Here is a 12,125-nt window from a genome sequence, read left to right as displayed (position 1 = left end):
CCACAAGGAGACGTCATGACCACCATCGACCCCGCCATCGACCCCCCGGGCCTGGACGCCGCGGCCGCGCTCGCCGCGACCGCCGCCGGATCCGTCACGGGCGTCCACTCCCTCGGCAGCCTGCTGGGGCGTGCGTCGGATGCCGTCCGGGAGCGCGTGGGACTCGCGAGCACCGCGCCCGGTGTGAAGATCGACACCGATCGCGCCGACTCCGTCACCGCCACCATCTCGCTCGTCGTGGACTACCCGCACAAGCTGCGCGAGGTGTCGGATGCCGTGCGGACCGCCGTCCGCGACGCGCTCGAGCCCCTCGGTCGCGGTCGGATCGACGTCGACGTGGTCGTGACGGGCGTCTTCGGCCCGTTCGACCGAGACGTCGTCGACGAGGCGGAGCAGAAGGCGGATGCCGTCTCGGCCCGCGCCCGTGACGTCGCCGGCGAGGTGAAGGAGCGCACGGATGCCGTCGCCGACCGCGCATCGGTGGCGGTCGACGACATGAAGGCGAAGTCGAAGGACGTCGCGGCCGGTGCCTCGGCTGCCGTCGATGACGCGGTGGCGAAGTCGAAGGACCTCGCCGCCAGCGCGTCGGAGACCGTCGACGTCGCCGTGGCCAAGTCGAAGGACGTCGCCGCCGGTGCCGCAGCCGCTGTCGAGCAGACGGTGCAGGCGGCACGCGAGCGGGTGGCCTCCGCCGATGCGGACGCGGACATCGCTGCGGCGGACCGCGTCACGGAGGGCCTCGAGCCCGAGAGCCCCGTCACGAGCACGCCCGCCGACGACCGCGGAGACGTGCGCGACGTGGTCGCCGAGGCCCTCGAAGACGCCGCGGTCGACCTCGCGATCGCTGCCGACGAGGTACGCACCGACGACGAGACGCCGGCGACGGACAGCGTGCAGTCGGTCGTGGAAGACGACCGTCCCCGCCCCTGACCCCAGGCACGACGAAAGGGCGCTCCGGCTTCGGCCGGAGCGCCCTTCGCGTCGCCGTCGGCGATCTCGGTGCCCGAGCCGTCGCCGACCGCCCGTGCACAACTCCGGAGGATCGGGCGGTGCGCGGGGGCCGATACGCGGATTTCCGCCCCCGCGGCGGACGGGTGCCGCCAGAACTCAGGAGTTGTGCACGCCGCGGCGCCCCGACGCCGCGCTGCGGAGCTCACCCTGTCGCCGCGTTGTCGGAGGCCCGAGTTCATCCGACACCGGGCACCAGGGGTCAGCGCGCGTCGAGTGCCCGCAGGTACCGCCGCGTCATCCAGGCCTGCACGACGCGGCCGAGCGGTGCGCCCAAGCGTGTGAACCAACGGCCCGGTGCCGAGAAGGCCGCGATGTCGAACGCCACCTCGCCCGACGGGCGCAGCGTCAGCGTGAAACGTTCCTCGCCGCGTTCGGGATGGCCCGCACGCGTGCCGTAGGCGAAGCCGGCCGAGGTGTCGGTGCGCTCGGCCCAGACGACGAGGCAGGGGATGCGGAACGCCAGGATGCCGACACCCAGGCGCATCGTGACGCGCGTGCCCTCGCGCATCGGCGTCTCGGACAGCTCGACCCGGGCGCCGGCGCGCCGCTGGGCCTCGCCCGCGAGGAGGGCGTCGGCCGCGCGCTCGAAATCGCCGCGGCCGTGCCCGATCACGCGGTGGCCGCGGACGTGGTGGTACCCCGGGGGCATCTCGCCGGCCGTCGCGCCGACCTCGTCGTAGGTCAGGTCGTCCATGTCTTCACGGTAGACCGGGCGCGTCCGGGGCTCCGGGGGTTGCGGCGAGGTGACGAGCGGAGGATGTGGGACCGCCGGAGGGCGTGATGAGCGGAGGGTGTGATGAGCGGAGGGCGTGGGACCGGCGGAGGGCGAGAGACCGCTCTCGCGTCCTCCGCTTGTCCCACGCCCTCCGCTGGCCCCGCTCTCCGCCGCCCGCGCGCCGCCCCGCACCGAGGCCTCGGCGCCGCCCAGCCCGCCCGCCCCGCTCCGGCCATCCGCGCAGCGCCCGCTCGCCGAGCCCGCCTGCCCAGCCCGCCCGCCCCCGCCCGCCCGCACACCCCCCGCGCCTACGCTGGAACCATGCCCGTCCCCTCCGCACGGACCCCCGCGTGATCGACGTCGCCGACCACCTCGCCGCCGTCCTCGACGCGGTCGAGCCCCTCGACCCCGAGTCGCGCGACGTGGCGGCGGCCCGTGGCCGGGTGCTGCGGCATCCGGTGCGGGCAGCCGTCGACGTGCCGGCCTTCGACTGCTCGGCCATGGACGGCTTCGCCGTCCGCGATCTCGCGCCCGCGATCCTGCGCGTGGTCGCCGATCTTCCCGCGGGGACCGACCTCGACCCGCGGATGGATGCCGGCGACGCGGCCCGCATCATGACGGGGGCGCCCGTGCCCACCGATGCCCTCGCCGTCGTCCCGTTCGAGGACACCGCGCACGGACTCGCCGGCGGCGTCGAGTCGGTCACGATCGTCGTGCCGCCGCGAGGACCCGGTGCCCACGTCCGCCGCCGCGGGTCGGACGTGCGCGCGGGCGACCTCGTCGTCGCGGACGGACTGCGGGTCACCGCGGCGCGGGCGGGTGCCATCGCGGCATCCGGGGTCGGCACGGTCACCGTGTCGCGCGCCGCTCGCGTCGCGGTCGTGTCGACCGGCTCGGAGCTCGTCGCCCCGGGCGCGCCGCTGGCGCGCGGTCGGATCCCCGAGTCGAACAGCGTGCTGCTCGCCGGGCTCGCCGAAGAGGCGGGTGCCGAGGTCGTGCTGCGCGCGAGCGTGGGCGACGAGGGCGACGGACCCCGCCGGGCGATCGCCGCGGCGGAGGCGGCCGGGGCCGACGTCGTCGTGTTCTCGGGCGGCGTGAGCGCCGGGGCGTACGAGGTCGTGAAGAACACCCTCGGTGACCTCATGCGCTTCGACCGCGTGCGCATGCAGCCCGGCAAGCCGCAGGGCTTCGGGCGTACGCCCGCGGGAACCCTGCTGTTCGGCCTCCCCGGCAACCCGGTGAGCGCGGCGGTGTCGTTCGAGCTGTTCGTGCGGCCCGCGCTGCGCGCGCTCGAGGGCGATGTCGACCTCGGTCGCGCCGCCGTGCGCGTGGCGCTCGCCGCGGGGTGGCGTGCGCGTCCCGAGCGGGTGCAGTATGTGCCGGTCGCCCTCGACCGCCGTGATCCGGCGCACTGGCTCGCCCGCCCGGTCGAGCGCGGCACCCGCGGCTTCGGCGATGCCGACGGCCTGGCGGTCGTCCCCCCGGGCGAGACCGATCTCGTCGCGGGCGATCTCGTGAGCGTGACGCTGTGGTGAGGGCCGACGCGATCCTGCTGGCCGGGGGGCGCGGATCGCGGGTGGGCGGGGCGGTGAAACCCCTGTTCGAGGTGAACGGCGCGACGCTGCTCACCGCGGCGATCGCCGCCGTCCGTGCGGCGGGGGTGGAGCGCATCGTCGTCGCCGCGCCCGAGCTCGCCCCCGGCCTCGACGTCGAGTGGGTGCGCGAGGAGCCCCCGTTCGGCGGCCCGGTGGCGGGGATCGTCGCTGCCCTGTCGTCGGTGGATGCCGACGAGGTCTACGTCGTCGCCTGCGACCTGCCGACCGTGGGGCAGGCGGTGGCGCTGCTGCCCTATGCGCTCTCGCCGGGCGTCGACGGCGTCTGCCTCGACGACGGTCGACGCCAGTGGCTGATCGGCCGGTACCGGACGGCGGCGCTGCGTGCAGCGGCATCCCCTCTTCCCGACCGCGGACGCGATGCGTCGATGCGGGCCCTGCTCGGAGGGATGGCGGTGACCCCGGTGTCGGTCGACCCGTCCCTGACGCACGACGTCGACACGTGGGACGATCTTCGAGCAGCCCGAGCCCGGTGACCCTCGCGCCCGCCGTGCACAACGGCGGGGCGGTGGGGAGACACGCCGGTGACAAGGCGCTTCGAGGCGGCGGGTCGTGGCGCGGCCCGCGTTTGTGCACGGCGGCGCGGGATGCCGCGGCGCCCTGACGCACGACGTCGACACGTGGGACGATCTTCGAGCAGCCCGAGGAGGAGCAGCCATGACCGAATCCCGCACCCTGCCGCCCGAGGCGCTCAACGACTGGAGCGCGGCGCTCGCCGAGCGCTTCGACCTGGGCGAGGGCGACATCCCCATCTCGCTGATCCTCGACCTCGCGCGTGACGTCGCGAACGGTGTGGCCCGGCCCGCGGCGCCGCTGAGCGCCTTCGTCGCGGGGCTCGTCGCCGGTCGCGCGGGCGGCTCGCCGGCCGACACCGAGGCCGCGGTGGCGGCGGTCGTGGAACTCGCGCGCGGGTGGGAGAACCGCTGAGACGCCGGGGCGGCATCGGCCTCGAACGCCGGAGGGGGCGCAGGGCACGCAGGTGGGGGAGCTAGCGAGCGCTGCCGATGACGTCGACCGCGAAGCCCCCCGACGCCGTCTCGAGACGCGAGTCGTTCGTCCAGAGAGCGCGGCACCCGGCCCGTCGGGCGACGGCGAGATGCAGGGCATCCGCCGTCTGCAGGCCTCGATAGCGGGCACGCAGCAACGCCGCGTCGAGAAAGGCGTCGGGGTCCACCGGCAGCAGTTCGAGAGCATCGAAGGCGCTCCACATGGTCGACTGCGCCTGGGCGTCGGCATCCCGTATCGGTTTCACGAGCGCCTCGAGCATGACCAGGGGGCTCGTCGCGAGCGGCTTGTCGTCGGCGATCACCGCAGTGACAAACGCGACGCGGAGGTTCCGCAGATCAGCGGCGTTCTCATCGTCGGTCCACCATGGTGCATGTCGTGAGGAAGGAGATCAGCCGGGTCCCGTCGTCCGTGCGGAACACCTCGTCCAGCGCGACGTTGAATTCCTCGTGCCGCGCGTAGGGGATGTTGATGGGCTCGAAGCCCGACTGGACCAGCGCGCCCGTCATCATGATTCTGGCGGTGCGTTTGTTCCCGTCGAAGTAGAACTGGGACCGGGTTGCCGAGGCGAAGTACACCAGGGCGCGGGCTCTCGGATCGCCGAGTGCGCCGAGCCCGGCGAGCAGGTTCGTGTAGTCCTCCCGGAGCTGCTCCCCGTTCTTCCCTGTCGGGTCACCGTCGACGGTCCCGCCGCTGGCGAGCGTGACGGAACCGCCGCCGTGCACGCTCCCCTCGCCACGGAAGTTGCCCGACTCGATCGCTTCGTATCTGGCGATCACACCGTGGATGCGGTCACTCATCTCTTTGCGCAGCGAGAAGGAGCCGTCACGCACCGCGCTGATCATCAGGCCCATGCCCTCGCTCAGGGCGAGGATCTGCTCCGCCTCCTCGAGCTTCTTCCCACCGACGGTGACACCATCCAGCAGGGTCTGCACCTGCGGCAGCGTGAAGGTGTTGCCCTCCAGGGCGGCCGCGTTCCAGACGAGTTCGGGCAGCGACTTCTCTAGGCGGAAGAGCGACCGCTGCACCGCAGACGGCTCGACGAGTTCGAAGTTGACCGCACCCGGTCGCCAGGTGATCCGGCCCGTGCGCTGCTCACGGGTGGCGTCGCCGACGAACGGATCACGGATCGAGGCCCCCGCCTGGTGTCGGTCACGGTTCTCCTGCGCACGCTTGGCGAAGTCCGCCGCGGTCATACCCCACTTCTTCGGAGACCGCTCCTCCGTGCTCTCTTCGCTCATCGTTCACCACCCTTCGGTGATCTCGTCGGCCAGCTGGTCGTAGCCCAGTCCGTACAGGTCGATCGCCGCCTGGATCGGCGAGACGATCTGCTGCTCCCAGTCCGGCGGGATCATCATGTCGACCAGGTAAGCCTGCATCGTAGGCGCGACCAGAACACCGGCCGGCTGATACTCGTCGACCTCGCGCATCGTCGCCGACAGCCGCTCGGCCACCGCGTCGGTATCCGTCGACCAGACCACCACGGGACCGGGGTCCGGGGCGTGGCCGAGGTAGGCGCGAGCAGCCGCAACTCCCGAAAGTGCCCCACTCAGCGGACGCAGTGCACTGTTGGCCACCTCGATCGTCTGCTGCTGCGTGAGCCCCGGCTTCGGGGCGAAGAACCGGGCACCCTTCCGGTGCTGCGCGGCCGAGTACCGGCCCGCCAATTCGAGCAGTCGATTCCGGTCGGGGCCGGCGTGACGCTCGAGGCGAGCCATCCATTCGTCGATCTGCTGGACTTCCTCAGGTGACGTCATCCCCCAGCCCTCAAGATCTTCCCGGGTCGGGATGGCCGGGTCGGCGACTACTCGCGCCGCCACGGCGGCTGCCGGGTCGCTCACGGGCACCAGCTGCACGTCGATGTCGTACCCGGCCGCCAGCGCGAGCTCGCGTAGCGTCTCGATCGTCGGCGCGGACACTCCATCGCGCACCCGGCGCACGGTCATACGAGAGAGCCCGGTCGCGCGCGCCGTTGCGGTCGGCGTGCGCCCGAGGAGCTCGATCAGAGACGGAACATCCATGTGTCTAGGGTAACAAGTATGTGTCGTGTGACACAAGGATGTGCCAGACACTGACGGGCGAGGGGGCGGTGCTTTGCCATGACCCCGCCCCGGGCGAGCGAGTCGCAGACCCGGTTGCTTCGCGCGGGGTCACGGCCCGACATACTCCCCACGCGGTCGCAGGCGCATCGGCGCTTCGGCGTATTCCGCGCCGATGTGCGCGATCCACCCCGCCAGCCGGCCCACGACGAAGATCGAGCTCGCCGCGTCGTCGGGGAGACGGGCTCCGGATGCCAGGGCGGCCAGCGCGAGATCCACGTTGGGCCGCGCGTGCGCACGGGCGGCGACGGTGTCGCTGAGCCGGGTCACGGCATCCATCGTTCGTTCCCCGTCGGGGAGCTGCGCGAGCAGCGGGAAGAGCGCGTCGGCGCGGTCGTCGACACCGCTGTACAGGGGATGCCCGAAGCCCGGGATGCCGTTGCCGTCCTGCACCGCGTCGGCCAGCGCGCGCTCGGGCTCCCTGCCCCGGCGCACCTGCGTGAGCAGGCGGGAGGTGCGGGTGGCGGCGGCGATGTGCAGGGGCGAGTCGGCGGCTCCCAGAGCTGCGCCGACCGCCGCGTACCCGTCGGCGCGGGCCGAGGCCGCCACCCGCGCGGCGAAGGTCGACACGGCCAGGTCGTGATCGATGAGCAGGATGAGCGCCGCGTTGATCGCGCGGACGGTGGGACCGTCGCTCACGCCCCAGGCGCCGGCGAGGGAGCGCGCCACGTCGAGCTGCGCGTCGCCGCCGAGGGCGACGGGGAGCCCGGTGAGCAGGGTCCAGCCGATGCGGTGAAGGGTCGTGGGGGCGGTGTCGTGGCGGAGCGGGTCGTCGGCGGCGAACCCGGTGAGGGCGGCACGCAGGCGATCCATGGCCCCCGCGTGCGGGGGGAGGGCCTCGACCATGGCGCGGGCGCTGCCGATCGCGGTGTCGGGGGCGTCGATCCGCTCCGCGCCCCACAGCCACGCGACGACCTCGGCGAACGGGTGGTCGATGAGGTCGCGGGCACGCCGGCCCCGGTACAGCAGCTCGCCGTCTTCGATGTCGGCGATGTCGGTCTGCACGATGCCCAGCGGCATCCCCGTCGTGGGGTGGCTCGGGGTGCGCCCGGCCGTGCGTCGCCGCCCGGCCGCGAAGGCCTCGAGCTCGAGGGCGTCGAACGTCGAGCCGCGCGCGTCGCGTTCGCGCGTCACGAGGCCGCGCGAGACGTAGGCGTAGAGGGTCTGCGGTTTCACCCCGAGACGGGCGGCGGCCTGCGCGGCGGTGAGGCGGGGGAGCGGGGCGGTCATGGTGATCCGATCAACGTTGACGCTGGGTTCGTCATGTTCGCACACTGGGCGCATGAGCGAGCTGATCGACGTACCCCGCGGTCTGAACGGCGTCGTCGCCGCCGAGACCACCATCGGCGACGTGAACGGAGAGGCCGGGTACTTCCACTACCGCGGGCACTCCGCCGTCGAGCTGGCGCGCGAGCGGTCGTTCGAGGAGGTCTGGCATCTGCTCGTCGTCGGACAGCTTCCCGACGCCGGCCGTGGTGCCGCGTTCGCGGAACGCATCGCCGCGGCTCAGGCGGATCCTCGGATGCCGGAACGGATCGCCGCCGTCGCGATGCACACCGACCAGCCGCTCGCGGCGCTGCGCGCGGTGTGGACGGTCGCGGCATCGGTCCGCCGATCCGCGGCGCTCTACGACCTCGACCCCGATGCGCGGCTCGACGAGGCGATCCGGTTCGCGGCGATCGCCCCCCTCGCCCTCGCGCCGCACCGCGGGGCAGCGGGAGCCGGGGTGGTCGCCGACTACCTCGAGCGCGTCACGGGTGCGACGCCCGACGCGGCGCACGTACGGGCGCTGTCGGCGTACCTGATCGCGGCGATGGACCACGGCTTCAACGCCTCGACGTTCACGGCCCGGGTCATCGCGTCGACGGGGGCAGACATGGCATCGTGTCTCACCGGCGCGCTCGGCGCGCTCTCGGGTCCGCTGCACGGCGGAGCCCCGGCGCGGGCGCTCGACAGCCTCGACCGCGCGGGCGACGACCCGTCGGCCTGGATCGCCGGGGAGCTCGCCGCGGGGCGCCGGCTCATGGGCTTCGGGCACGCGGTGTACCGCACGGCCGACCCGCGCTCGGAGCTGCTGCGCGGCGTCGCCCTCGACCTCGGCGGGCCGCGCGTGGCGCAGGCGCTGGCCTTCCAAGAGGAGGCGGAGCGGCAGCTGGCGGCCCGGCACCCCGAACGCCCGCTGCACGCGAACGTCGAGTTCTACGCCGCGGTGGTGATGGAGCAGTGCGGCATCGCGCGCGACATGTTCACGCCCACCTTCGCTCTCGCGCGCACGATCGGCTGGACGGCGCACGTGCTCGAACAGGCGCGCGACCCCAAGATCATCCGCCCGTCGGCGCGGTATGTCGGGCCGGCGTTCCGAGGCTGAGTCCCCCGCGGACGAACGGTCGGATGCCGCGGACGAACGGTCGGGCGCGCGACGCCGCCGCTCGCGAGCATCGATACATGACCACCACCGCCCCGGTTCCCGTCTCCGCGCCGTCCACCATGAGGTACGGCGGACTCATCGTCGTGATGCTGCTGAGCTTCCTGCTGGTCACGGCAGAGTTCCTGCCCAACGGCGTGCTGACCGAGATGGCCGCCTCGCTCGGCATCACGCCCGGGCAGGCGGGCCAGACCGTCACCGTCACGGCCCTGGCCGGGCTGCTCTTCGCCCCCACCGTGGGCCTGCTGCTGCCCCGCCTCGATCGCCGCACCCTGCTCACCGGCGCCGCGGCCGCGGCCACGGTGTCGAGCCTCGTCGTGGCCGCCGCGCCCAGCCTCATCGCCATCCTCGCCGCGCGCTTCCTGCTCGGCGCCGCGATCAGCGCGTTCTGGGCGATGTCGATCACGGTCGCGGCGCGCCTGTCGAGGCCCGACCGCATCGGGCGGGCCGTGATGTTCGGCTCGGCGGGACTGTCGCTCGCGACCGTGGCGGGCGTTCCGATCGGCGTCGCCCTGAGCGAGGTGCTCGACTGGCGGGTCGCCTTCCTGCTCATCGGTGTCATCACGGCCGTCGTCGGTGTCGCGGTGCGTGTCGTGCTCCCGCCCGTACCGGCGGCCTCGGCGTCGAGCCTGCGCATCCTCGTCGACACCCTGCGGCGCCCGGGCGTGGGCGGCGGCATGATCGGTCACGTGCTCGTCGTGCTGGGCCACTTCCTCGCCTACACCTACGTGCGTCTCGCTCTGGAGCGCGTCCCGGGGGTCGACGGGGGCACCATCGTGCTGCTGCTCGCGTTGTTCGGGGTGGGCGGGTTCGTCGGCAACCTCGTCATCGGCATCGTCGTCGACCGCGCCTTCGTGCGGCTCTCGGTCATCGGACCGCTCGTCATCGCGGTCGCCGTCGCGGTCGTCGTCCTGCTTCCCGCGGCGATCATCGCGGTCGCAGCGGCCGTGCTCGTGTGGGGCTTCTTCTTCTCGTCGTGGCTGATCATCGTGAACACGTGGGTGGGGCACCGCATGCCCGACCGTCTCGAAGCGGGCGGCAGCCTCGTGGTCACGGGCTTCCAGCTCGCCATCACGATCGCGGCGGGCGTGGGCGGAGTGCTCGTCGACGCGGTCGGGGTGGTGACGGTGGATGCCATCGGCATCGCGCTGCTCGTGATCGGCGCCGTGCTGTTCGGGGTCTCGGTGCGCGAGCGCCGCGCCGTCGCGGGCTGAGGGGGGAGCCGGCCGGGCCGCCCCGCAGCGGCGGCGGCGAGGGCGTCAGATCGCGACGGTCGCCCGGCGTCCGCCCCGCCACGCCGACGGGGCGACACCCGTGTGCCGGCGGAACGCGCGGCTGAACCCCTCGTCCGACGCGTAGCCGAGCACCCGTGAGGTCTCGGACACCGGCGTTCCGGCCTCGAGCAGGTCTTTCGCCCTTTCCATGCGCACCGCGCTCACGTACGCGGCGGGGGAGAGCCCGACGTCCCGGCGGAACCGCTCGGCGAACACCGATCGCGACATCGCGCCGAGCGACGCCAGTTCGCCGATGCTCCAATCGTGACCGGGGTCGTGGGCGATCGCGGCGACGACCCGCGCGAGGAACGGGTCGTCGGCGCGGGGCGGCCAGGCCGCGTCGCGGTCGGTCGAGGCCCAGGCCCGCAGCGCTGAGAGCAGCACGGTGGTCACCATGAGCTTGCAGATGGTCTCGTCGCCCTGGCGCTCGGCGGTCTCCGCGTTCGGGGTCGTGCCCAGGTGCGCCGCCAGCGCCGCCGCCGCGGGTTCCGCGTGCGCGAAGCCGCTGACGAAGACGAACGGCGGCAGGCTGCGCGCGTCGCCCGACGGGGCGACCTCGAGGGGGACGACCGTCACCTCGGCGCCGGACTGCGAGGCCAGGGCGAGCCCGTGGCATCCGAGGCTCACGAACGCGTCTCCGGCCAGCAGCGTCCGCCCGCCGACGGTCGTGGCGACCGACCCGCTCGCGGCGTCGACCGTGCAGGCCGTCCGCGCCGAGGCCGATCCGCTGATCTCACCGACGCGGACGTAGACGAGGGCCGCGCCGCCGCGCGGCAGGGCGAGGCGCTCTCGGGGGGCGAGCGTCAGCTGATGCGCGCGACCGGGGCGCACGTCGAGCGTCGACAGGGCACGATCCAGCGCAGGCTCCGGCGTCATGCCTGCGCAAACCTCCGCGGCCCGCCCGCTATTCCGGGCGACCCGCGCGCCCGGGGTCCCGCCCACCGCGAAACGGATGGCCTCCGTCGCCGATCTCGGTGACAATGGAGGGCATGCGATCCCCCCGCCCGCTGCTGTTCGTCGCGCTCGCCGTCGCCGGCGTCGCCCTCTCATCGTGCACGGGCCACGTGGCATCCGAGCCGTCCACCGCCGTCGCCGAGTCGCCGTCGCCGCACGGGAGTCCCTCTGCCACGGCCACGCCGGTGCCCGATTCCGGGCCGGTCGAGGCCTTCCGCGCGTGGTGGACCGCGGTGCGCTCCTCCGACACCGTCGCCGCCTGCGGGGCGCTCACCCCGGGCCTGCAGGAACGGATGATGACGGAGTACACGACGTCGACGGGACTCGAGGTCGAGGACTGCGCCGAGCTCGTGCGCCAGAGTTCGCTGTTGTACGCCGCGGCGGGGATGTCGCCCGATGTCGATGTCGCCGTCGTGACGGAGCAGGGCGATGACGCCGTGCTCGACGTCACCTACGCGAGCGGAGACTGCGGCACGGTGCACCTCTCGCACACCACCGGGGTGTGGATGCTCACCGAACTCAGCCAGGAGTGCGCCGCGCGCTGACCGTCGCCGGCCTCGGGGTCGACGCGCGATCAGCCGAAGAACTCCGCGGCCGTCGCCACGCCGACCGAGATCGAGAGCAGGCCGGCGGCGACGCCCGCGATGAAGCCGGCGGCCGCGAGCTCCCGCGCCATCCGCGCGTTCAGGCTCAGGATGCCGCACACCGCCGACACCGCGGCGAGCACCCACATGCCGATCTGGATCCACATCAGTCCCTCGAGCTCGGCGATCGCGCTGACCGTGACCAGGAACAGGTACCAGGCGATCACGACGACGCCCGTGACCAGGGCGATGACCGACACGACCCGCAGATCGCCCTTGGGTCGCGGCGGCGCGGGCGGTTCGGGGCGGGGCGGGATGCCGAGGGCAGGCTCGAGCGAGTCGGGGAGGTCGTCGTCTGCCATGAAGCGATCCTCGCACCTCGAACGCGATCACGGGCGGCGGTTGCGCGCGCACCCGGCCCCGTTCGGAGAGCCGCCGCCCTGTC

The 12,125-nt window shown here is 73.5% G+C and carries 14 protein-coding genes; 7 read left to right on the top strand and 7 right to left on the bottom strand.

Going from position 1 to position 12,125, the window contains the following annotated elements:
• Positions 1 to 15 precede the first annotated feature (15 nt).
• Positions 16 to 930, top strand: a complete 915-nt coding sequence (locus ASG45_RS01120) for an Asp23/Gls24 family envelope stress response protein (protein ID WP_055832184.1) — start codon at positions 16 to 18, stop codon at positions 928 to 930.
• Between the two features lie 280 nt (positions 931 to 1,210).
• Here the strand turns inward: ASG45_RS01120 and ASG45_RS01115 are convergent, their stop codons facing one another.
• Entirely contained in the window at positions 1,211 to 1,705 is a 495-nt protein-coding gene (locus tag ASG45_RS01115) for a DUF1990 family protein (protein ID WP_055832182.1), read from the bottom strand.
• A 371-nt stretch (positions 1,706 to 2,076) separates the two neighbouring features.
• On the opposite strand from ASG45_RS01115, the gene ASG45_RS01110 reads away from it, so the two are divergent.
• The 3 genes from ASG45_RS01110 to ASG45_RS01100 all read left to right on the top strand — a co-directional run bounded on the left by ASG45_RS01110 (position 2,077) and on the right by ASG45_RS01100 (position 4,266).
• The gene (locus tag ASG45_RS01110) at positions 2,077 to 3,261 is read left to right on the top strand and encodes a molybdopterin molybdotransferase MoeA (protein WP_055832181.1); all 1,185 of its coding nucleotides are present in this window, start codon (positions 2,077 to 2,079) and stop codon (positions 3,259 to 3,261) included.
• On the top strand, positions 3,255 to 3,815 hold the full coding sequence (gene mobA, locus ASG45_RS01105; RefSeq protein ID WP_055832179.1) for a molybdenum cofactor guanylyltransferase: 561 nt from the start codon (positions 3,255 to 3,257) through the stop codon (positions 3,813 to 3,815). The genes ASG45_RS01110 and mobA overlap by 7 nt, the downstream gene beginning before the upstream one ends.
• Before the next feature lie 181 nt (positions 3,816 to 3,996).
• A complete protein-coding gene (locus ASG45_RS01100) occupies positions 3,997 to 4,266 on the top strand; it encodes a DUF6457 domain-containing protein (RefSeq protein ID WP_055832178.1) in 270 nt (89 codons plus the stop codon).
• 61 nt (positions 4,267 to 4,327) lie between these two features.
• On the opposite strand, the gene ASG45_RS01095 is transcribed toward ASG45_RS01100, so the two are convergent.
• From ASG45_RS01095 to ASG45_RS01080, 4 genes are all read right to left on the bottom strand, one after another.
• Positions 4,328 to 4,648: a type II toxin-antitoxin system VapC family toxin gene (locus tag ASG45_RS01095; protein WP_055832176.1), complete on the bottom strand. Its 321-nt coding sequence runs from the start codon at positions 4,646 to 4,648 to the stop codon at positions 4,328 to 4,330.
• Between the two features lie 46 nt (positions 4,649 to 4,694).
• Entirely contained in the window at positions 4,695 to 5,585 is an 891-nt protein-coding gene (locus ASG45_RS01090) for a hypothetical protein (protein ID WP_200934053.1), read from the bottom strand.
• Positions 5,586 to 5,588: 3 nt separating this feature from the next.
• Positions 5,589 to 6,365 (bottom strand): helix-turn-helix domain-containing protein, encoded by a 777-nt coding sequence (locus ASG45_RS01085; protein ID WP_055832174.1) that lies wholly within the window; start codon positions 6,363 to 6,365, stop codon positions 5,589 to 5,591.
• A gap of 129 nt (positions 6,366 to 6,494) precedes the next feature.
• Positions 6,495 to 7,673, bottom strand: a complete 1,179-nt coding sequence (locus ASG45_RS01080) for a citrate synthase (RefSeq protein ID WP_055832172.1) — start codon at positions 7,671 to 7,673, stop codon at positions 6,495 to 6,497.
• Between the two features lie 52 nt (positions 7,674 to 7,725).
• On the opposite strand from ASG45_RS01080, the gene ASG45_RS01075 reads away from it, so the two are divergent.
• Positions 7,726 to 8,811, top strand: coding sequence for a citrate/2-methylcitrate synthase (locus ASG45_RS01075; protein ID WP_055832170.1), 1,086 nt, complete (start codon positions 7,726 to 7,728; stop codon positions 8,809 to 8,811).
• A 77-nt stretch (positions 8,812 to 8,888) separates the two neighbouring features.
• A complete protein-coding gene (locus ASG45_RS01070; RefSeq protein ID WP_055833124.1) occupies positions 8,889 to 10,082 on the top strand; it encodes an MFS transporter in 1,194 nt (397 codons plus the stop codon).
• Positions 10,083 to 10,127: 45 nt separating this feature from the next.
• Here the strand turns inward: ASG45_RS01070 and ASG45_RS01065 are convergent, their stop codons facing one another.
• Positions 10,128 to 11,018 carry a helix-turn-helix domain-containing protein gene (locus ASG45_RS01065; protein ID WP_055832168.1) on the bottom strand — a complete coding sequence of 297 codons (891 nt, stop codon included), beginning with the start codon at positions 11,016 to 11,018 and terminating at the stop codon, positions 10,128 to 10,130.
• A gap of 113 nt (positions 11,019 to 11,131) precedes the next feature.
• Here ASG45_RS01065 and ASG45_RS01060 point away from each other — a divergent pair, with 113 nt between their 5' ends.
• A complete protein-coding gene (locus ASG45_RS01060; protein WP_156459321.1) occupies positions 11,132 to 11,641 on the top strand; it encodes a hypothetical protein in 510 nt (169 codons plus the stop codon).
• A gap of 29 nt (positions 11,642 to 11,670) precedes the next feature.
• On the opposite strand, the gene ASG45_RS01055 is transcribed toward ASG45_RS01060, so the two are convergent.
• Positions 11,671 to 12,042, bottom strand: a complete 372-nt coding sequence (locus ASG45_RS01055; RefSeq protein ID WP_055832164.1) for a hypothetical protein — start codon at positions 12,040 to 12,042, stop codon at positions 11,671 to 11,673.
• Positions 12,043 to 12,125: the final 83 nt, after the last annotated feature.

Source organism: Microbacterium sp. Leaf436 (assembly GCF_001424715.1).
Taxonomy (GTDB): domain Bacteria; phylum Actinomycetota; class Actinomycetes; order Actinomycetales; family Microbacteriaceae; genus Microbacterium.
The sequence above is the reverse complement of the archived record's forward strand: the minus strand, read 5'-3'. Positions and strand labels throughout refer to the sequence as shown.

Excerpts from the sequence above, each read along its gene's own strand:
- ASG45_RS01060 (WP_156459321.1), top strand. The coding sequence starts at position 11,132 with ATGCGATCCCCCCGCCCGCTGCTGTTCGTCGCGCTCGCCGTCGCCGGC.
- ASG45_RS01055 (WP_055832164.1), bottom strand. The coding sequence starts at position 12,042 with ATGGCAGACGACGACCTCCCCGACTCGCTCGAGCCTGCCCTCGGCATC.
- ASG45_RS01100 (WP_055832178.1), top strand. The coding sequence starts at position 3,997 with ATGACCGAATCCCGCACCCTGCCGCCCGAGGCGCTCAACGACTGGAGC.
- ASG45_RS01085 (WP_055832174.1), bottom strand. The coding sequence starts at position 6,365 with ATGGATGTTCCGTCTCTGATCGAGCTCCTCGGGCGCACGCCGACCGCA.
- ASG45_RS01115 (WP_055832182.1), bottom strand. The coding sequence starts at position 1,705 with ATGGACGACCTGACCTACGACGAGGTCGGCGCGACGGCCGGCGAGATG.
- ASG45_RS01080 (WP_055832172.1), bottom strand. The coding sequence starts at position 7,673 with ATGACCGCCCCGCTCCCCCGCCTCACCGCCGCGCAGGCCGCCGCCCGT.
- ASG45_RS01090 (WP_200934053.1), bottom strand. The coding sequence starts at position 5,585 with ATGAGCGAAGAGAGCACGGAGGAGCGGTCTCCGAAGAAGTGGGGTATG.
- ASG45_RS01120 (WP_055832184.1), top strand. The coding sequence starts at position 16 with ATGACCACCATCGACCCCGCCATCGACCCCCCGGGCCTGGACGCCGCG.
- ASG45_RS01070 (WP_055833124.1), top strand. The coding sequence starts at position 8,889 with ATGACCACCACCGCCCCGGTTCCCGTCTCCGCGCCGTCCACCATGAGG.
- ASG45_RS01065 (WP_055832168.1), bottom strand. The coding sequence starts at position 11,018 with ATGACGCCGGAGCCTGCGCTGGATCGTGCCCTGTCGACGCTCGACGTG.
- ASG45_RS01075 (WP_055832170.1), top strand. The coding sequence starts at position 7,726 with ATGAGCGAGCTGATCGACGTACCCCGCGGTCTGAACGGCGTCGTCGCC.